Source organism: Rhodococcus sp. MEB032, assembly GCF_030208925.1.
GTDB lineage: Bacteria > Actinomycetota > Actinomycetes > Mycobacteriales > Mycobacteriaceae > Rhodococcus_F > Rhodococcus_F qingshengii.
On record NZ_JARVSY010000018.1, the window covers coordinates 21,700 to 41,300 of the forward strand.

The 19,601-nt window shown below is 62.6% G+C and carries 22 protein-coding genes; 11 read left to right on the plus strand and 11 right to left on the minus strand.

Annotated elements, in window-relative coordinates:
* Nucleotides 1-2 precede the first annotated feature (2 nt).
* Nucleotides 3-461, minus strand: coding sequence for a hypothetical protein (locus QRN54_RS19775; protein WP_285182919.1), 459 nt, complete (start codon nt 459-461; stop codon nt 3-5).
* A 149-nt stretch (nt 462-610) separates the two neighbouring features.
* Between QRN54_RS19775 and QRN54_RS19780 the strand changes: the two genes are divergently transcribed.
* Nucleotides 611-1,057 carry a cupredoxin domain-containing protein gene (locus QRN54_RS19780; RefSeq protein WP_285182920.1) on the plus strand — a complete coding sequence of 149 codons (447 nt, stop codon included), beginning with the start codon at nt 611-613 and terminating at the stop codon, nt 1,055-1,057.
* 81 nt (nt 1,058-1,138) lie between these two features.
* The gene (locus QRN54_RS19785) at nt 1,139-2,929 is read left to right on the plus strand and encodes a CocE/NonD family hydrolase (RefSeq protein ID WP_058226871.1); all 1,791 of its coding nucleotides are present in this window, start codon (nt 1,139-1,141) and stop codon (nt 2,927-2,929) included.
* Between the two features lie 18 nt (nt 2,930-2,947).
* Here QRN54_RS19785 and paaI read toward each other — a convergent pair whose 3' ends face one another.
* The 4 genes from paaI to QRN54_RS19805 form a co-directional block, all read right to left on the minus strand.
* Complete coding sequence (gene paaI, locus QRN54_RS19790) at nt 2,948-3,316, minus strand: hydroxyphenylacetyl-CoA thioesterase PaaI (protein WP_047269444.1); 369 nt, start codon at nt 3,314-3,316, stop codon at nt 2,948-2,950.
* 66 nt (nt 3,317-3,382) lie between these two features.
* Nucleotides 3,383-3,694 carry an EthD family reductase gene (locus tag QRN54_RS19795; protein ID WP_007730606.1) on the minus strand — a complete coding sequence of 104 codons (312 nt, stop codon included), beginning with the start codon at nt 3,692-3,694 and terminating at the stop codon, nt 3,383-3,385.
* A gap of 6 nt (nt 3,695-3,700) precedes the next feature.
* Complete coding sequence (paaZ, locus tag QRN54_RS19800) at nt 3,701-5,743, minus strand: phenylacetic acid degradation bifunctional protein PaaZ (RefSeq protein WP_285182921.1); 2,043 nt, start codon at nt 5,741-5,743, stop codon at nt 3,701-3,703.
* An 88-nt stretch (nt 5,744-5,831) separates the two neighbouring features.
* The gene (locus QRN54_RS19805) at nt 5,832-6,443 is read right to left on the minus strand and encodes a TetR/AcrR family transcriptional regulator (protein ID WP_007730612.1); all 612 of its coding nucleotides are present in this window, start codon (nt 6,441-6,443) and stop codon (nt 5,832-5,834) included.
* Between the two features lie 107 nt (nt 6,444-6,550).
* On the opposite strand from QRN54_RS19805, the gene QRN54_RS19810 reads away from it, so the two are divergent.
* The 9 genes from QRN54_RS19810 to paaK all read left to right on the plus strand — a co-directional run bounded on the left by QRN54_RS19810 (nt 6,551) and on the right by paaK (nt 14,218).
* Nucleotides 6,551-7,279, plus strand: coding sequence for an enoyl-CoA hydratase/isomerase family protein (locus QRN54_RS19810; protein ID WP_285182922.1), 729 nt, complete (start codon nt 6,551-6,553; stop codon nt 7,277-7,279).
* Nucleotides 7,276-8,133, plus strand: coding sequence for a 3-hydroxyacyl-CoA dehydrogenase family protein (locus QRN54_RS19815; RefSeq protein ID WP_007730617.1), 858 nt, complete (start codon nt 7,276-7,278; stop codon nt 8,131-8,133). Before QRN54_RS19810 ends, QRN54_RS19815 begins: the two co-directional genes overlap by 4 nt.
* A 27-nt stretch (nt 8,134-8,160) precedes the next feature.
* A complete protein-coding gene (locus tag QRN54_RS19820) occupies nt 8,161-8,946 on the plus strand; it encodes an enoyl-CoA hydratase-related protein (protein WP_029256503.1) in 786 nt (261 codons plus the stop codon).
* Between the two features lie 92 nt (nt 8,947-9,038).
* Entirely contained in the window at nt 9,039-10,007 is a 969-nt protein-coding gene (paaA, locus tag QRN54_RS19825; protein WP_162114109.1) for a 1,2-phenylacetyl-CoA epoxidase subunit PaaA, read from the plus strand.
* Nucleotides 10,004-10,321 (plus strand): 1,2-phenylacetyl-CoA epoxidase subunit PaaB, encoded by a 318-nt coding sequence (paaB, locus tag QRN54_RS19830; RefSeq protein ID WP_007730622.1) that lies wholly within the window; start codon nt 10,004-10,006, stop codon nt 10,319-10,321. The genes paaA and paaB overlap by 4 nt, the downstream gene beginning before the upstream one ends.
* 28 nt (nt 10,322-10,349) lie before the next feature.
* On the plus strand, nt 10,350-11,267 hold the full coding sequence (paaC, locus tag QRN54_RS19835) for a 1,2-phenylacetyl-CoA epoxidase subunit PaaC (RefSeq protein ID WP_285182923.1): 918 nt from the start codon (nt 10,350-10,352) through the stop codon (nt 11,265-11,267).
* Between the two features lie 65 nt (nt 11,268-11,332).
* Nucleotides 11,333-11,791, plus strand: coding sequence for a 1,2-phenylacetyl-CoA epoxidase subunit PaaD (paaD, locus tag QRN54_RS19840; RefSeq protein ID WP_047269445.1), 459 nt, complete (start codon nt 11,333-11,335; stop codon nt 11,789-11,791).
* Between the two features lie 4 nt (nt 11,792-11,795).
* Complete coding sequence (paaE, locus tag QRN54_RS19845; protein ID WP_285182924.1) at nt 11,796-12,875, plus strand: 1,2-phenylacetyl-CoA epoxidase subunit PaaE; 1,080 nt, start codon at nt 11,796-11,798, stop codon at nt 12,873-12,875.
* A 41-nt stretch (nt 12,876-12,916) separates the two neighbouring features.
* The gene (gene paaK / locus QRN54_RS19850) at nt 12,917-14,218 is read left to right on the plus strand and encodes a phenylacetate--CoA ligase PaaK (RefSeq protein ID WP_285182925.1); all 1,302 of its coding nucleotides are present in this window, start codon (nt 12,917-12,919) and stop codon (nt 14,216-14,218) included.
* A 2-nt stretch (nt 14,219-14,220) separates the two neighbouring features.
* Here the strand turns inward: paaK and QRN54_RS19855 are convergent, their stop codons facing one another.
* From QRN54_RS19855 to QRN54_RS19880, 6 genes are all read right to left on the minus strand, one after another.
* Entirely contained in the window at nt 14,221-14,844 is a 624-nt protein-coding gene (locus QRN54_RS19855; RefSeq protein WP_007730629.1) for a LysE family translocator, read from the minus strand.
* Nucleotides 14,845-14,936: 92 nt separating this feature from the next.
* On the minus strand, nt 14,937-16,130 hold the full coding sequence (locus QRN54_RS19860; RefSeq protein WP_285182926.1) for a globin domain-containing protein: 1,194 nt from the start codon (nt 16,128-16,130) through the stop codon (nt 14,937-14,939).
* 31 nt (nt 16,131-16,161) lie between these two features.
* Nucleotides 16,162-16,611: an RrF2 family transcriptional regulator gene (locus tag QRN54_RS19865; RefSeq protein ID WP_003943059.1), complete on the minus strand. Its 450-nt coding sequence runs from the start codon at nt 16,609-16,611 to the stop codon at nt 16,162-16,164.
* Between the two features lie 119 nt (nt 16,612-16,730).
* Nucleotides 16,731-17,861, minus strand: coding sequence for a galactokinase (galK, locus tag QRN54_RS19870; RefSeq protein ID WP_162114111.1), 1,131 nt, complete (start codon nt 17,859-17,861; stop codon nt 16,731-16,733).
* On the minus strand, nt 17,861-18,961 hold the full coding sequence (gene galT, locus QRN54_RS19875) for a galactose-1-phosphate uridylyltransferase (protein WP_030536069.1): 1,101 nt from the start codon (nt 18,959-18,961) through the stop codon (nt 17,861-17,863). The genes galK and galT overlap by 1 nt, the downstream gene beginning before the upstream one ends.
* Nucleotides 18,958-19,584: an SMI1/KNR4 family protein gene (locus tag QRN54_RS19880; protein ID WP_030536068.1), complete on the minus strand. Its 627-nt coding sequence runs from the start codon at nt 19,582-19,584 to the stop codon at nt 18,958-18,960. Before QRN54_RS19880 ends, galT begins: the two co-directional genes overlap by 4 nt.
* Nucleotides 19,585-19,601: the final 17 nt, after the last annotated feature.

The window sequence follows — 19,601 nt, forward strand, 5'->3', positions numbered from 1 at the left end:
ACCTACGAGTTAACTGTCGAGGGTGCGATCTTCGCGGGGATGGCGGTGTTCTCGTCCACGTGGTAGCTCGCACAGACACGGTGGTAGCCGTCGGCGATCTGCGCCGGTACTCCGGCGCGGAAGTCTCCCTGCACCAGCAGGATCGGCGACAGCGCGATCCCCTTGCGGATCTTCAACAGGTCGGCAGCCACGTGTGGGTTGTCGACCGGAAGCAGAGGGAGCCCAGCAGCCCGCAGGATGTCCTTGGCCTTCTTCGAGACCAGCGTCGCCGTCTTGAGGGCGTACACGAGAGCTTGGACCTGAACCGGCGTCGCGCCCAACTGGAGGTAATCGCGGGCTGCCGGGTAGTCGTGCTCGTCCGGCAGGTCCTTCCAGAGGACTGCGGGCGCCTTCGCCGCGGGTGCTTTTGACGCTACCGGCGCCTTCGTCTTGGCTGCCTTCGACGTTTTGCTCTTGGCCATCTGTGCTGTTTCCTTCAGTGTCGGTCCGCGAGTGGAGCTGGTGCAGAAATCGTGCACTATCAGCGCCGCAGGCACCACATCGGAGCTGTTTGGCCCCCTAGGCGGCGGGTAATCAGCAGACTGCGGGGGAACGAGCAGGAGGCGAAGCAATGAAGCGGATTCTCGCAGTGCTCGCAGCGCTGATCCTGGCGGTGTTCGCACTGACCGCGTGCAGTGACAACAACGATTCGTCGGACAACGATTCGGCCGATCACGACGGCATGGCGATGACCAGTATGCCGATGACCAGCATGCCGACCAGTATGTCGATGCCGAGCATGCCTCTGGGTATGTCGACGCCGGGAGCGTCGTCGATGGGAATCGTGATCAGCGGCTTCCAGTATTCGACGCCGGAGTCGGTGATGCCCGGACAGGTACTGACCATTCAGAACAACGACACCGTCGAGCACTCGGTCACGTCCGATACCGCGGGGTTGTTCAACGAGGACATCGAAGCGGGTGAGACGGAAACCATCACGGTGCCGAACGAGCCTGGAACGTACACGTTCCACTGCACCTACCACCCGAGCATGCACGGCACCTTGACGGTCAAGTAGAGGTCGGCCCGTCCGGCGTAGCTTTTGCTCCGGAAACTTCGGCGGCGCGCAGCCGATCAGGCTGGTGGAGAACAGATCCGGGTGTACGGTTTTCAGGTGCGCCGGAGAACAGCGATCAGTGTCGTCACGCTCGTGGTTTGCGCCCTCGGCTTTTCGCCGCCGGCGCTCGCGGATTCACCGAACGGCTCGTATTCGTCACAGCTGCTGTACTTCTCGGTCGATGTCGGGCCTGAACTCTCGACGCCGTGCACCGTCGTCGGTGAACTCTTTGTTCCCGATGGTGTCGACGCTGACAACCCAGCTCCCGCGATCCTGACCACCAACGGGTTCGGCGGTTCGTACAAGGACCAGATTCCGGCCCTGCAGAACTTCGCCGAGAACGGGTACGTCGGACTGACGTATTCGGGATTGGGTTTCGGCGGCTCGAGTTGCAAGATCACCCTCGACTCTCCCGCATACGACGGTGTCGCCGCTTCCCAGTTGGTCAGCTTCCTCGGCGGCCAAGAAGGGATTGCCTTCACGGATCAGGCTCTGACGCAGCCCTATCCGGCGCTCACCGCGGTGGTTCAGGACTCCGTCGATCACACCGGTGCACCGTCGACGAACGACCCGCGGGTCGGAATGACGGGTGGCTCTTACGGCGGCGGCATTCAATTCGCCGCCGCGAGTGTCGATCCCCGTATCGACACGATCATCCCCATGATCACCTGGAACGATCTCTCGTATTCCTTGGCGCCCAACAGCACGGGAATCATCTCCGGTGTGTCGACAGCGGAGCCGGGAGCCGCGAAGGTGCTCTTTGCATCGCTGCTCTTCGGCGCGGGCATCGCGAATCCCGGTGTGGACGGTTACATCGCAGATCCCGCACGGCTACCCGGCTGCCCGAACTACGTCCCTTACATGTGCAACGCGATCGCCGAGGCGGTGGTGACCGGCGACATCGGACCGCAAGTAGTGAGTGAGCTCCGAGCGTCGTCGGTCTCGTCGTTCGTCGACCGGATCAACATTCCGGTACTGCTTGCTCAGGGGCAACAGGACACCCTGTTCGATCTGAACGAGGCAACCGCGACTTACGACGCGCTGAAGGATCGTGGCGTCGATGCCAAGATGATCTGGCATTCGTGGGGGCACAGCCACTTGGCCGCTGCGCCGGGCGAGTTCAGCTTCTCCGCACCCGACGAGGATACCCAGTACGAGACCGGTCGCTTCATGGACTGGTTCGATCACTACCTCAAGGACGAGAACACCGAGACCGGCCCGGAATTCGCGTATTTCCGCAACTGGATCGACTACGAAGGAAACGCGGCACCGGCCTACGCGACGTCCGACACCGTCGATGTCGGGACCGCTCGCGCCTTCCATCTGTCCGCTGACGGGGGACTGCTACCGGACGGCACGCCGGTGATACCGGGTTCGAAGACGATCGTCACCGCACCGGCTGGGCTGCCGACGGGCGTAGAGCCACTCAATATCAATCCGGCCGGAAACATTCCGAATGCACAGATTCCGGGAACCGAGGCGCTCTGGACCACTGCGCCGATGACCGAGGCGATGGACGTGGTGGGAGCTCCCACTGTGACGCTGCGTGTTGCGGCGCCCGGACAGCCGGTGGTGTTCGCGAAACTCTACGACGTGGCTCCGGACGGAACTTCCTCGCTGATCAACGGACTCATTGCGCCCATACGCATCAGTGATCCGTCGCAGCCGGTGCCGGTGACGATGCCGGCGATAGTGCACCGATTCGAACCGGGGCATTCCGTTCGTCTGGCAATCACCGGTGGCGACATCAGTTTCCGTGGGGGACTGCAAGGTATGCCGGTGGCGATCTTCGCCGACGGGTCCGGCCCCCTCGAACTTCCCGTCGTGGGCTGATACACCGTGGGCTGAATTTCAGCGGGTGATGGTGCGACTGTCGCCGCGGAACTCGGCCACGACGGCGTCGCCATTGCGAACGGTCACGTCGTAGATCCCACTTCGGCCGCCTCGAGCCTTCTCGGTGGCGACCGCGGTCAAGGTGTCGCCCAGACGGGTCGGACGCAGAAATCTGATGTCCGCGCGCGCTGCAACGGCTGAATCCTCGTAGCCGTTGCAGGCGAGCGCAAATGCGGTGTCCGCGAGCAGGAAAACATAACCGCCGTGTGTGATTCCGTGACCGTTCACCATGGTTTCGCCCACGGTGACGGTCACGGTTGCGCTACCGGGCGCCAGCTCGGAAATCTCGATACCGAGTGCCTGCGATGCCTGGTCCGCGTCGAACATCTCTCTGGCGGTGATGCTTCCTGTACTCACGAGACAACTCCTGTGTGATCGGGAAATTGCAGGGGTCTAGAGGACCGAGACAACTTCCTGGACATACATGTCGACCGTGCCGGTGGCAAAGTTTGCGACATCTTTTCCAGCGGCGCCCATCTCCGGGGACTTCAGGCCGCTCTGCATAGTCTCGAGATCGGGAAACTCGAGGTTGGCGACGGCATAGAAGACTGGATCGGAGCCGTCCAGCGTCGAGCACTTGCTGAACGTGAAGTCCGAGAGCCCTGGCACTGCGCTGGCGAGCGGGACGTGGATCTCGTTGTAGTACTTGTCGAAAGCCTCCGGATCGGTGGGGCGTCCGTAACACACTGCTACTCGATAGGTCATGTGCTTTCAATTCCCTTCGGGGCGAGTCTTGGCTACCAGAGTCAGGACGTCGTATGTCGCGACCGGATCGTTGTCCTGGTTCGTCACCACGGCGTCCCAACGAACCTCACCGTAGTCGGCGCTGCTGCGAGGTGTGATGGTCTTGGCTGTGAGGGTGACCGTCAGGCTGTCTTCGGCTTTGACCGGAGTCAGGAACCTGAGGCTGTCCACGCCGAAGTTCGCGAGAACCGGGCCGGGAGCCGGGTCGACGAACAGGCCCGCAGCGAGTGAGACAACAAGATAGCCGTGCGCGACGATGCCGCCGAAGAGTGGATTCGCCGCAGCGGCCACCGGATCGGTGTGAGCGTAGAAGGTGTCACCGGTGAACTCTGCAAAATGATCGATGTCTGCGAGTGTGACCTGGCGCGGACCGCCGACAACAGTGTCACCGATCTTCAACTCGGCGAGACTCTTTCGGAATGGATGTTCGGATCCGGTCGTGCGCTGCGATCCGGTGAACCAGCGCTCGCCGACTGCGGTGAGGACGTCGGGTGTGCCCTGTACGGCGGTCCGCTGCATGTGGTGCAGAACTCCGCGGATGCCACCCAGCTCCTCACCGCCGCCGGCACGGCCGGGACCGCCGTGTACGAGGACTGGAAGGGGAGAGCCGTGGCCGGTGGATTCCTTGGCGTCGTCGCGGTTCAGCACGAGCACTCTGCCGTGAAAAGCTGCGAGACCCAGCACCAGTCGACGTGCGATGTCGGTGTCGGCAGTGACCACCGAGGCGACGAGGCTTCCCTCGCCACGGGCCGCGAGTTCGATCGCATGATCGATGCCGTCGTATCCGATGACGGTGCTGACGGGTCCGAAGGCCTCCAGTTCGTGTACCTCGTGCGCATTCTCTTCCGCCCGGAGAAGGACTGGGGAAAGGAAGGCTCCTGACTGGCCGTCGGCACCGACCACGTCGACGTTGTCCGGGTCTCCGAATACGATAGTTGCCGACTTCGTCAGACCGCGAATGGATTTCAAGACCTCGTCACGCTGTTCGATGCTGGCGAGAGCTCCCATAGTGACGCCATCAGCATCGGGGTGTCCCACGACCACTTTGTTCAGTCGCTCGGATGCGGCATCGACAACGGCGTCGACCAGCGAGAGCGGGACCAGGGCGCGCCGGATCGCCGTGCACTTCTGGCCCGCCTTGACCGTCATCTCGGTGACGAGTTGTTTGACGTACAAATCGAATTCGGGCGTTCCTGGTACGGCGTCCTCGCCGAGGATCGACGCGTTGAGTGAATCGGCTTCGGCATTGAAATGGACGCCCTTGCCGACGACGTTCGGGTGAGCACGCAGCGTTGCCGCGGTGTCGGCGGATCCGGTGAATGCCACTGAGTCCTGCCCGCCGAGGTGATCGAGGAGGCCGCGTGCACTACCGGAGAGCAGTTGGACGGAACCCTCTGGGAGCAAGCCTGACTCGATGATGCGCCGGAAGACGAGTTCGGTGAGATATGCCGTGGAACTGGCAGGTTTGACGATGGACGGCACCCCCGCGATGAATGCCGGTGCCAGCTTCTCCAGGAACCCCCACACCGGGAAATTGAAGGCGTTGATCTGCACGGCGACGCCGCGACGTGATGTATAGATGTGTTGCCCGAGGAAGGTTCCGCCCTTGCCGAGAGGCTCGACGGTTCCGTCCAGAAAGACTGTGCTGTCGGGCAATTCGCGCCGAGCCTTGCTCGCGTAGCTCAGTAGGGTCCCGAATCCGCCGTCGATGTCCACCCCGGAATCTCGCGTCGTCGCACCGGTGGCAGTGGCGAGTGTGTAGAACTCGGCTTTTCCTGCCATCAACGTGAGGGCGAGAGCCTTGAGCGCGCCGGCACGTTCGTGGAAGGTCATCGCGGACAGTGCAGGCCCGCCGACCTCGCGTGCGTACGTAACCATCTCGGCGAGGTCGATGCCGGTTGCGGAGATCCGGGCCACCTCCGATCCGTCCACTGCGCTCGGCAACGGGGTACCTGCGTCCGGTGCGGCGTACCACTGACCGGCCACATAGCTTTCCAACAGTCTGCTCACGACAACTCCATCTCACCGTACGTTCGGTCGGTAATTACGATCGCCCGGTAACGCCGCGTTGTCAAGGATTCGGCAGAACTGCCTGGAGTCAGGCCTTGCGAAGTCCGTCGAAAGTGACGGCGACGACCGCGTCGGCGATGTCGGAGACGGACTCACCCGCTCGGGGTTTGTACCACTCGATCAGTGAGTTGACGGTGCCGAACATCAGCTTGCTGGCGAGGGCTGGTTCGATGTCCGGGCGCAAGTCTCCCTCCGCTGCGGCGGACGCGACGAGACCTCCGACGAAGTTGTCGAATTCGCGCCGACGAGCTAGCGCGGCGCGCTCGACCGTCGTGTTGCCGCGGACGCGCAGGAGCAGGGTGACGTATGGAAGCTCTGCGACCAGCACCTCTACGCTGCGCCGGACCAGGTATTCGAGCCGGTCGATGTACGGACCGGTGGTGGCGCCCTCTTCGGTCGTGACCGCAAACAGGGCGTTGAGTGCACGCGAAAGGGCGAGTTCGAGAAGTTCTGACTTTCCGGACACATGGTGGTAGATCGAGGACTTCGTGATGCCGAGTTTCTTGGCGAGCACCTCCATGCTGGCGCCGTCGTAGCCCTTGTCGTTGAACACCTTCACGGCCACGGCCAGGAGCGAATCGAGGTCGTAGCCGGGACGTCCGGGGAGGCCGGTGCGTCGAGTGGGGCGTGCCGTAGTCATGCCCCCATCTTCTCAGTTCGGGCAAAGCTGTGCACCAACCGCGTTTTCACTCTTGCCAAACGACCGAATGTTCGGTTATTAATGTAAGAGAGCGAGAAGGAGCGAATGTGAACACCCTGCACGTGGACGAGCGCGAGGATCGCGTCGTGGTCACCCTCGACAGGCCCGCGCAACGCAATGCGATCAACGCGGAAATGATCGACGAACTGCATCAGGTTTGTGGACGCCTCGAACGGGATCCGAAGCTGCTCCTGCTTGCGGGGCGCGGCGACCACTTCGCAGGCGGCGCTGACATCGCGGAGCTCCGAGAGCGCGGACGAGAGGAAGCGTTCGCGGGTATCAACCGCACGCTGTTCGACCGAATCGGAAAGCTCCCGCTTCCCACCGTGGCCGCCGTGAGCGGCTACGCGCTCGGCGGTGGGGCAGAGTTGACCTACGCCTGCGACATTCGCATCGCGACAACGACGGCGGTCTTCGGGAATCCGGAGCCCAATCTCGGCATAATGGCAGCCGCCGGCGCCAGCTATCGATTGCCGAAGCTCGTCGGCGTCTCGATCGCGAAGCAGGTGCTCCTCGGTGCCAGGAACCTCGACGCCGACCAGGCGCTACGAGCGGGCCTGGTTGTCGAGGTAACCGAACCGAACTGCCACGTCGACGCAGCGCATCGGCTGCTCGACCGCATTTCCCGACTGTCCCCGCTGGCACTGCGATTGACCAAGATCATCGTCGATGCGCCGGGATCGCATCCGTTTGCCGACGACATCGCCCAAGCCGTCCTGTTCGAGAGTTCGGACAAGCGCGATCGCATGACGGCCTTCCTGGAGAAGAAATCATGACTGAAGCAGTTGCACCGAAGACCGTCGGAGTCATCGGCGGTGGACGCATGGGTGCGGGTATCGCCCAGGTGTTCGCCAGTCTCGGCGGGGCGGTCACCATCGCGGAGAGTGGCGACACCGCGGCCGCGTTGCAGCGTGTTTCCGCCGGCCTCGACAGAGCTCACGAGCGAGGGAAACTCGACGACCAGGACCCCGCGACGGTGCTGGCGCGCGTGAGCACCGTGGACGCAGTGACCTCGTTGCCACCGTCGCTCGACCTGATCGTCGAGGCGGTCCCGGAAATTGCGGCCCTCAAGGTCGAGGTGCTCGCCGCTGCGGAAACCGTTGCCGGAGAAAGCACCGTGATCGCCAGCAACACCAGTTCCATGTCGATCGCCGAACTCGGCGCAGCGCTGACGGATCCGGGCCGGTTCATCGGTATGCACTTCTTCAATCCAGTCCCGGCGTCGCTGTTGGTCGAGATCGTCCGGGCGCCTCAGACCCGCCCCGAGGTTGTCGACTCGGTACGAGCATGGGTGTCGATGCTCGGCAAAGCCGAGGTGCTCGTCAACGACTCACCTGGTTTTGCAACCAGCCGGCTTGGTGTCGGTCTCGGGCTCGAAGCCATCCGCATGCTCGAAGAGGGTGTGGCGGACGCGGAATCGATCGACCGAGCAATGGAATTGGGGTATCGGCATCCGATGGGCCCGCTGCGTTCGACAGATCTGGTCGGGTTGGATGTGCGCCTGGCGATCGCCGAACACCTCGCGAGCACGCTCGGTGATCGATTTGCACCTCCAGCACTGCTGCGAGAGAAGGTGGCTCGCGGCGAGTTGGGGCGCAAGACGGGACAGGGTTTTCACACATGGAGCTGAACCGAACTGCCTGCGAAAGGAACATCGATGACTGACGTGATTCGCTTGGAGATCGAGCGAGGTTTGGCGACAATCACTCTCGACCGACCCAAGGCCGCCAATGCCGTCAACGGCGAAATGAAGTCTCAGCTGCTCGAAGCGTTGCTGCAGGTCCACGCGGACGCAGAGGTTCGAGCGGTGTTGATTCTCGCCGAAGGCAAGAACTTCTGCGTCGGTCAGGATCTGGGCGAGCACGCCGCAGCGTTGGATGCTGATCCGGCGCACGCGATGGATACCGTCGAGGCGCACTACAACCCCATCGTCACGGCACTGTCGACGCTCTCTGTCCCGGTGGTGGTGGGTATCGGCGGAGCCTGCGTCGGGGCCGGGTTGGGAATCGCGTTGGCCGGAGACATCCGTGTCGTGGGGGCTCGCGCGAGCTTTGCGACGGCATTCACCGGCATCGGTCTGGCCAGTGACTCCGGGCTCAGTCATGCGCTCGTGCACGCGCTCGGACCTAGCCGCGCCAGTGGCCTGATGTTGCTCGGCGACAAGTTCGACGCGCAGAGCGCGCTGGAGTGGGGCTTGGTTCATCGCGTGGTGGCCGACGAGGACGTCGCAGCTGAGGCTCGGGTACTCGCGCGTCGGCTTGCCGACGGACCCACCGCGGCCTTCGCCCACGTGAAATCGCTGATCCGTGCCGTTGCTCCTGGGCTTTCCCAGACGCTGGCGGCCGAGGCGAACGCACAGGTGGAGCTGGGTTCCACGGCAGATCATCGAGGCGCAGTCACGGCTTTCCTGTCGAAGCAGAAGCCGGTTTTCGAGGGCCGCTGATTTCTGGTGCGGCGAAAGATTCTCTTGTGTGCTGGGGCACCTCGGTGCATACTAGTTACCAACCGATCATTCGGTAATAAAAGGTAGGTACGATGACCAACGTGGAAGCTCCACAAGACCTGCAGAACCTGTTCGACGAGACGATCGCGGCAGACCAGCGCATCGAGCCTCGCGACTGGATGCCGGACGGCTACCGCAAGACTCTGATCCGTCAGGTTGCCCAGCATGCGCACTCCGAAATCATCGGAATGCAGCCAGAGGGAAACTGGCTCACCCGTGCGCCTTCGTTGCGACGCAAGGCGATCCTGATGGCGAAGGTCCAGGACGAAGCCGGGCACGGTCTGTATCTCTACTCCGCGGCCGAGACGCTCGGTGCCGATCGTGGCGATCTGACCACCAAACTGATCGAGGGAAAGCAGAAGTACTCCTCGATCTTCAACTATCCGACGCTGACATACGCCGACGTGGGTGTGATCGGCTGGCTGGTCGACGGAGCTGCCATCTGCAATCAGGTTCCGCTGTGCCGCAGCTCCTTCGGGCCGTATGCGCGCGCGATGATCCGTGTGTGCAAGGAGGAATCGTTCCATCAGCGGCAAGGCTTCGAGCTGTTGGCGACGATGATGCGCGGCACGGAAGCTCAACGGGCAATGGTGCAGGAAGCCGTCGACCGATGGTGGTGGCCCGCTCTGATGATGTTCGGACCGCCGGACGACGAATCGCCGAACACCGAGCAGTCGATGAAGTGGCGCATCAAGCGGCACACGAACGACGAACTGCGGCAACGATTCGTGGACATGTCGATACCGCAGGCCGAGATACTCGGTGTGACCTTCCCTGATCCCGACCTGCGCTGGAACCCCGAGCGTGGCGCACACGATTTCGGCGAGCCGGACTGGAGCGAATTCATGGACGTGGTCCGCGGCAACGGAGCGGCGAGCGTCGAGCGGATCACCAATCGGAGAGCCGCACACGACAACGGGGCCTGGGTTCGCGACGCCGCGTTCGCCTTTGCACAGCGCGAGAGACTCGCGCACGATCGCACGACTGGGGAAACATCATGAGCGAGAACGATCAGGTACAGCGCGATCAGGTGCGGGGCGAATGGCCTTTGTACGAGGTATTTCTGAGGGGAAAGCGCGGACTGAACCACGTGCACGTCGGATCCCTGCGCGCGGCAGACGATCAGATGGCCCTACGCCACGCGCGCGACGTCTACACCAGACGTAACGAAGGCGTGAGCATCTGGGTCGTGCCGTCAGCGAACATCGTGGCTTCGAGTCCGGCAGAAAAGGATCCGTTCTTCGCGCCGAGCGGCGACAAGGTCTACCGGCACCCGACTTTCTACGACATCCCGGACTCCGTTCCGCACATGTGAGAATCACTTCGACTTCGAGGACCAACAGATGAACGATCACGACAGTGCCTACGACGGCCTGGTCGACGGCGACGGCCACGGTCAGTGGGCGTTCGGAACCAGCTTCGACGACCCCCTCGCCGGAGTCGACACCACGGTGCCGGATGACGTCGATCTCGGTGCGCTGGCGCACTACTGCCTCATGCTCGGCGACGACGCGCTCGTCAGTTCGCAGCGCCTCGCCGAATGGTCGACGCGGGCACCGGAACTCGAAGAAGAGGTAGCTCTCGCGAATGTCGGTCTGGATCTGATCGGACAGGCCAGGCTGCTGCTGGCTCGCGCGGCAGCAGCCGATTCCACTGTCGTTCCGTTCATCTCGGACACGTCGCCGGTGCCGGCTGAAGATGCGCTTGCCTTCTTTCGTGATCAGTTCCGTTTCCGCAACGTGAGACTGGTGGAGCTCGCCAACGGCGACTTCGCGCACACGGTCGTTCGGCTGCTCGTGTTCTCGACCTGGCGGCTGGCGCTGTTCGATCGGCTCCGCACATCGCGGGACCCGGTCCTCGCGGCCGTGGCGAACAAGGGCGTCAAAGAACTGACCTACCACCGCGACTACGCGGCAAGATGGGTCGTCACGTTGGGCGCCGGCACGGCAGAATCCAAGCGTCGGACTGCCGCGGCCCTGCTCGAGATCTTCCCGTTCGTGGACGAACTCTTTGTTCCCACCCAGGACGAACTCGTTTTGGCAGAAGTTGGCGTCGGAGTGGATCCGCGTACTGTTCGGCCGGAGTTCGACGCTGTTCTTGCCCAGGTCCTCCATGCAGCCGAAATGGAAGAGCCCCCTTCGCGTTTCTCCGGTTTCGTCGGCGGCCGCGGCGGGCGTGCCGGACTGCACACCGGGGCACTGGGGCTACTTCTCGCCGAAATGCAGTGCGTCGCTCGGGAGCATCCGGAAGGGGTGTGGTGACCGTGACTGCCGCTACCGTCTCTTCCGCTACCGTCTCTTCGGCGCAGGAGATCGTCGCCTCGGTGATGGATCCGGAGATGCCACTGTTGACCTTGGCCGATCTCGGCGTCATCCGATCGGTCGACGTCGAAGCGAACTTGGTCTGTGTGACAATCACTCCCACCTATTCCGGGTGTCCGGCGATGGCGACGATGCGAGACGACATCGAGCACAAGCTGACCGACGCGGGGTACGGCAGCGTCCAGATCAAGACTCAACTGTCGCCGCCTTGGAGTTCGGATTGGATCAGCGAAGAGGGGCTCGCGAAACTTCGGACGGCCGGGTACTCGGTGCCGGGGGCCGCGCCGCGTCGCACCTCCGGCCCGATCGCCTTGACCTTGACGGCCAAGCCGCGCGACATCCTGTGCCCCCAGTGCGGTTCGGCAAACACCAGACTGAGTTCGGAATTCGGTGCGACCCTGTGCAAAGCGCTCTATCGCTGCCTCGACTGCCTCGAGCCGTTCGATCACGTGAAGGAGATCTGAACAGATGAGTACCGCAACGACGAACCGGAACAAACCATTTCACCCGTTGACGGTCGCCGGTGTCGAATCACTGTGCGACGACGCAGTTGCCGTCACCTTCGACGTGCCTGCCGATATCGCCGATCAATTCGACTTCGGCGCCGGGCAGTCACTGACACTGCGGCGGATGATCGACGGCGTCGAACACCGTCGCTCCTACTCGATCTGTGCACCGGTAGGGGCGTCTCCACGGGTGGGGGTTCGCGAAGTGGCAGACGGACTCTTCTCCTCCTGGTTGGTGCGAGACGTCAAGGCCGGGGATCGAATCGACGTCCAGGGCCCATCTGGCAATTTTGTCGCCGATCCGGCATTGGGTGGACGGCACGTTCTGATCGCGGCGGGCTCCGGAATCACGCCCATGTTGTCCATCGCTGCAACACTGCTGGTGAACCCCGAGGCCGATGTCACCCTGCTGTACGGGAACAGGCGCACCCGTTCGGTCATGTTCGCCGAAGAGATCGCCGACCTAAAGGACCGGTACGGTGCGCGCCTGGACGTTATTCATGTCCTCTCTCGCGAGCCGCGCGAGGTCGAGTTGTTCTCGGGCCGTCTCGACGCCGACCGGTTGCGTGAGATCTTCACCTCTCTCGTTCCGTGCGACCAGGTCGACGGCTTCTGGTTGTGTGGTCCGTTCGGGATGGTCAACGACGCCCAGGAAGTACTGGCCGGCTTGGGAATTGCCAAGGATCGCATCCATCACGAGCTGTTCTACGTCGACGACGTCGCTCCGCCGGTTGCAGTGCATCGTGAGCCCGAAATTGTGGGACCAGGCAGCGAGATCACCATCACGCTCGACGGTCGATCGACCACCGCGACACTTCCGCGAGACCAGTCGATTCTCGATGCAGCGGAACAGTACCGATCGGATCTGCCCTTCGCGTGCAAGGGCGGGGTCTGTGGAACGTGTCGCGCCAAGGTCACCTGCGGTGACGTCGAGATGCGCAGGAACTACGCACTCGAAGACTACGAAGTCGACGCGGGTTTCGTACTGACCTGCCAGACCTTCCCTGTCGGTGAACAGATAACAGTCGATTTCGACGCCTGACCGCCCGCACAGCGCCCTCACTGAGCCCACCGGAGACAATCATGACCGAACTCGTCACTGCTACTTCGCAAGAAATCGAATTTGCCAGTCGGGACCGCATTTCGACGCTCCAACTCGAGCGGATGCAATGGTCCCTGATGCACGCGTACACCAATGTTCCGCACTACCGCAAAGCTTTCGACGACGCCGGCGTCCACCCGAGCGACTTGAAGGATCTGAGCGATCTCGCGAAGTTTCCCTTCACCACCAAAGCGGATCTGCGTGAGAACTATCCGTTCAAGATGTTTGCGGTGCCACAGGACCGGGTCTCGCGAATTCACGCGTCTTCGGGGACCACCGGTCGCCCGACGGTGGTGGGGTACACGAGCAACGACCTGAACAACTGGGCCGATCTCATCGCGCGCAGTCTCTCGGCCGGCGGCGTGCGGTCTTCGGACAAGGTTCACGTGGCTTACGGGTACGGTCTGTTCACCGGTGGGTTGAAAGCACACTACGGTGCGGAGCGCTTGGGCTGCACGGTCATTCCCATGTCCGGTGGCATGACCGAGCGGCAGATTCAACTGATCGAGGACTTCGAGCCCGACGCCATCATGGTGACTCCGTCGTACATGTTGACCATCGTGGATGCGATGATCAAGAAAGGCATCGATCCCTCGAAGACCTCACTGAGGGTGGGAGTTTTCGGAGCGGAGCCGTGGACCGAACAGATGCGTACCGAGCTGGAACAGCAACTCGACATGCATGCGGTCGACATCTACGGACTCTCCGAGATCATGGGCCCGGGTGTGGCAATGGAATGTGTGGAAACCAAAGACGGGCTCCATATCTGGGAAGACCACTTCTACCCGGAGATCATCGATCCGGTCACGGGCGAAGTGCTGCCGGACGGTGAAGAAGGTGAGCTGGTTTTCACCTCTCTCACCAAGGAAGCGCTGCCCATCATTCGCTACCGAACCAGGGACCTGACCCGTCTGTTGCCCGGTACGGCGCGCTCGATGCGTCGGATGCAGAAGGTCACCGGCCGGACCGACGACATGATCATCCTGCGTGGGGTCAATCTGTTCCCCACACAGATCGAAGAGCTGATCCTGACCGTCCCCGCCCTGGCACCCCAATTCCAGTGTGTGCTGGAGCGTCCGGGCCGGATGGATACTCTGACAGTGCGCGTCGAGGCTCGCCCTGACGCGGCAATTTCCGATCATGCGGCAGCGTCTTCGGCGTTGCAGAAGCTGGTGAAGAACAAGATCGGTGTCACGGTCGAGGTGAGCGTTCTCGAACCCGGCGGACTCGAACGCTCGATCGGCAAAGCGCGTCGTCTGATCGACCAACGTCCGAAGGACTGAAACTACTCCAGGGCCATGCGGGTGGCGAAGATTCCGAGAATGCCACCCGCTAGCCATTTCTGAGCCCGCATCCACACCGGACGCGCCATGAGGAAGGTCGACACGGCTGCCGCACAGCACACGATCAACGCGTTGACGGTGACTGCGACCAGGATCTGCACGCCGCCGAGTACGAGTGCCTGTTGCCAGACCGGACCCGCAGTGGGATCGACGAACTGGGGGATCAGGGCCGCGTACATCAGCGCAATCTTGGGATTGAGCAGATTGGTGGTCAACCCCATCCCGAACAGACGGCCGCTACCGTGGCGGTCGACCTCGCCCACCTCGAAAGCGGACTTCCCACCTGGTCGGAGTGTCGACCAGGCGAGATAGGCCAGGTACAGGGCACCACCGATTTTCACCGCGGTGAACACCGTTGGTACGGCGAAGAGAACCGCCGTCAGCCCTGCACACGTGGCGGTGAGGTAGACCAGGAAACCGGTTGCGACTCCGCCGAGCGAGATCAAACCTGCCCGGCGGCCCTGGCTGATGCTGCGGGACACCAGATAGATCATGTTGGGGCCCGGTGTCAGAACCATCGCCAGGGCGATCAGCGCGACTCCCGTCATCGACGCTGACGTGATCATGTCGGTCTCCCACTACTCGGTACGTATGTTCCGTCGAGTACACAAGGGATTACTGTGGCGCGCCAAGGTCCAGTTCGCAGGCAGTGGTCCGCTCAGGTGTTGGCCCAGCTGTCGGGCCCGAAGACCTCGTAGTGGATATTCTGCGCCGGGACGTCCCGTTCGAGCAACGAGGCGCGCATCGCCAACATGAACGGCATCGGCCCGCAAAGGAAGGCTTGGGTATCGGGCTCCACTGCAATACCTTGCAAATCCGCCCGTCCTTCGTGAACCGATCCGAACGCAACGTGCGTGCCGAGATCCTCGTACCAACGGTGCAGGGTTGCGGCGGGAATCTGGTCGACGAGTGTGCTGAGTTCTGCGCGGTGCGCGTGATCCGCAATGGATCGATCCGCATGGATGACAGATACCGGACGGTCAGCGCCGGTGTCCACGAGATGATTGAGCATCCCGATCATCGGTGTGCAACCGATTCCGGCCGACGCGAGCAGGAGCGGCGAGTTGTCGTCCGGCATGGTGAGATCACCGAAAGGTGTGGTGACGGAGAGTTCTTGGCCTTCGAATACGTTGTTGTAGAGGAAGTTCGACACTTCGCCATCGGGAGTTCCGGAGATTCGCTTGACGCTGATCCGCCAGTCTGCGCTGCTCGGTATCGAACACAGGCTGTATTGGCGGATCTGGCGGGCGCCGTCGGGCAGCGTAACCCCGACCGAAAGATACTGTCCGGGAGCGAAGGTGGGGAGTGCACTGCCGTCGAGCGACGTGAGCGTCAGTGAGACGGTGTCGGCGGACTGAAGAACTCGTTCACTGATCCTGACTGTGCGCCAGACGTCACCGGCGTCCACGCCGGCGAGTTGGTAGAGGCCACGCTCCATCGTGATGAGGGTTTCCGCCATCAGCCAGTAGACCTCGTCCCAGGCTGCTGCGACGTCGGGAGTGACTGCATCGCCGAGTATTTCGACGATCGCGGCAAAGAGGTGTTCGTGCACGATTGCGTACTGGTCGGGCGTGATTCCCAGCGACGCATGCTTGTGGGCGATACGTGAAAGTATGAGATCGACCTTGGCGCTGTCCGGCTCGAGCTGAAGCGTCGCGAATGCCGCGATGGCGCCGGCGAGAGCCTTCTGCTGTTCGCCCTGCTTCTGATTGCCGCGATTGAACAAATCACGTTCGAGTTCAGGATGTGCGTCGAACATCTTGCGGTAGAACAGGGTTGTGATATCGCCGATGGCGGCGCCGACCACGGGAAGGGTGGCGCGAATGACCTCGGTTGACTGTGGGGAAAGCATGAGCTGCTCCGTTCGGTCGAAATTCGATTGATCAGCCTGCTTCGTCGCTCCGGGTGGTGAGGCGTAGCAGGACAGTTTTGGACGGCTGCCGGATGACGTCTTCGATCGTGACCGCGTCGAGTGAAACGAAAAACGCTTCCTGTGCTTCGCGCAACGCACTTCGAAGGAGGCAACCTCCGCGCAATGGGCACGGTTTGTCGCCTTCGCAGTCGACGACTTCACCCGGGCCTTCGAGGCGTCTGGCCAGCCAGCCGATGGTGGCGGTGCGGCCGAGTTCGGTGATGGAAAGCCCACCGCCGCGGCCGCGCCTGGTTGTCACGATGCCGAGCTCACCGAGCCGTGTAACCACCTTGGTGGCATGGGAATACGACACGTTGAGCTGCTGCGCAACATCCCGAGTGCTGGGGGAGGCATCCGCGTCGAGTACGGCCAACCGCATGACGACGCGCAATCCCAGATCGGTGAACTGCGTCAGTTGCATGATCTGAACCTACATAATTCGCATCTGAGATGACTATTTATGTGAGGGGGATCTCAAGGTGCCCCAACCAGGGCGAACGGTACGTTCGGCGCCTCCAGTGCGCTGAACGTGCCGTTCGCTCAGAGACGGGCGGCCGAACCCCCGGCAACGACGCCGAGAAAGTGGGGTGCTCGCCAACCTCGCGCCGCAAAGTCGCGGCTCACTGACGCGATGACCTCCGCTCCGCTTCCTTCCGGAACCAGCGCGATGGCCGAGCCTCCGAATCCGCCGCCGGTCATCCGCGCACCGATCGCGCCGCCGCGTCGTGCTGCGGCAACGGCGACGTCGAGTTCTTCACACGAGACCTCGAAGTCGTCGCGCAACGAGGCGTGCGAGTTGTCGAACAGCTCGCCGACGTCGCTGAATCTGCTGTTGCGCAGAAGTTCTGCGGTCTTCCGCGTCCTCTCGATCTCGGTCACGACGTGCCGTGCCCGCGCCCGGAGAATCGGGTCTCGCACTGTCTCGGCCTGGCCTGCTGTAGCCTCTCGCAAGCTGCCGACGCCGAGAGCTGCTGCTGCAGCGACGCATTGAGAGCGCCGCATTCCGTACTGTCCGTCTGCGAGTGAGTGTTTGACCCGGGTGTCGATGACGATCAGTTCGTAACCTGCACCGTGGAGTTCGAAAGGTATGGGTTCGGTGGATCCGTCCTGGCAGTCCAGCAGGAGCGCGGTCGAGGGCTGAGCAAAGAGGGCAATGGTTTGATCCATCCCTCCGGTCGGTGCGCCGACGCCGTCGTTCTCGGCCTGGATGCACACCTGTACCAGCTCATCGCGGGCGAAAGGTGAATCATGAAGTTCGTTGACGGCCAACGCAACCGAACAGGTGAGGGCAGCGGAGCTCGACAGCCCGGCCCCGACCGGTACCGACGAGTCGACGGCAAGATCGATTCCTCCGATCGGGAGGCCTCTGCGCGCAATGGACCACAGAACGGCTGTGGGGTAGGCGGCCCACCCTGTGGCGATGTCGCCGACGGGCCCGGTGTACGTCTCGGCGGATTGCCGACTGCGCACGCGGACGACCCCGTCGCTGCGCAGTGCGACGGCAACCTGTGTTCGCTGCTCGAGAGCGACCGGTAGGCACAATCCACCGTTGTAGTCCGTGTGTTCACCGATCAGGTTGACTCGACCGGGTGCCGCCCACACTCCGGTTGCCGGATAGCCGTAGGTGGCGTGAAACTGTTGGAGCACAGAATTGTTCGAGACCGTATCCACTATTTCAACTCCCGTAGGCGGGCCGCGACTGCCTCGGGAACGGTGTCGTTCACCCAGGCGCCCATGGCGGACTCGGACCCGGCGAGGTATTTGAGTTTGCCCGGTGCGCGCAAGATCGAGAACAGCTGAAGATGCAGTCGGCCCAGAGGTCGGTTGATGCGGACGGGAGCTTGGTGCCAAGCCGCGATGTACGGTACCCGGTCGACGCCCGGATAGAAGCGATCGATACGGCGTAGGAGATCTTGGTAGACGACCGCAAGCTCGTCGCGCTCTTGGTCGTTCAGCGAGGGAAGGTCCGGGACGTCTCGGTGCGGTGCCAGGTGAATCTCGATGGGCCATCGTGCGGCGGTCGGGACGTAGGCGCTCCAGTGATCGCCGTCGTAGATCAACCGGGCCTTGTCCTCGCGCTCGAACGCCAGAACATCGGCGAGTAGTGAGCGACCGGTGCGCTCGAAGTGTTTGTGCGCCTGCGTCAGCATCGATCGGGTGCGTGGCGTGACATACGGGTATGCGTAGATCTGTCCGTGTGGATGGGTGAGTGTCACCCCGATTTCTTCGCCGCGGTTCTCGAAGCAGAACACTTGTTCCACAAGCGGATCCGCCGACAACTCTTCGGTCCGAGAAATCCAGGCGCCCACAATCGTGCGCATGCGTTCGAGTGGAAGCTCGGCGACGGACGCCGTGTGATCGCTCGAGAAGCACATCACTTCGCAGTGACCGGCCGCTGGGCGATCGCCCGCACCGTCTCCGGGACTGTCAATGGCTTCCTCAGGCGCCGCGGCAAAGCTCGGAAACCGATTCTCGAACACCGCGACGTCGTAGTCTCCGTCGGGTATCTCTGTGGGCGTGCGTGTTTCGTCGGTCGGGCACAATGGACATTCGGCGGCGGAGGGGAGATGTGTCCGTGTCATGCGATGCGAAGCCATGGTGATCCACTCCCCGGTGAGAACGTCGAATCTCATCCGAGACGAGTGGTCGAGAGCCGGCAATTCGCGGGAATCTCGCGCAGAGTGGGCGCGGGCACTGCCGGCATCGTCGAAGTAGAAGATCTGACGCCCGTCGGCGAGGGTGCGACGGGTCGGATCCTGCTTGGGTGTCATGCGTCGACTTCCCATTCCAGAACACCCTTGCTGACAACGGGTTTCCACACTCCGATCGTTGATCCTGTTTCCAGCGCTACGGCATGGGCGGCCAGCATTACCGAGATGGACGCCCAGATCGGACCGCCGTTGTCAGTGGCGTCCGAGGCATACTCGGTCACACAATGGTGGAGTGCGCCGCTGCGGGTGTCCACGAAGTAGTGGTACTCGTCCAGTCCGGCAAAGGGAACGAACGAGGGGATGAACATGGTTGCGGCAGTGCCTGCGTCGCGTTGATCGTGTCGATCCATCTCGTCATCGGCGTAGAGGTCTGGATTCTCGTAGATCGTCTCATCCCACGTTTCGAGCAGAGTGAGACGAACTTCGGTTGCGACGTCTATGGGGTAGAAGAACTTGTCCGGGAGCACGCTGCCGAGAAAGAGGCCGGTCCGGTCGTCGTGGGTCAGGCTGCCGTTGTGGACCCGATACAGGTCGCGAAGTTCCTGGGGCCACGTGACGCCGGTCGAGGCTTCGAATTCCTCGATAACGGCGTCACCGAGTCCTGGTTGAAACGCTGCAGCCGTCACCGGTGCGTGTGTACGGCACCACGCTTCGATTCGGCTCCATTCGTTTGCAACGCTCATGGGCTTTACGATACGTC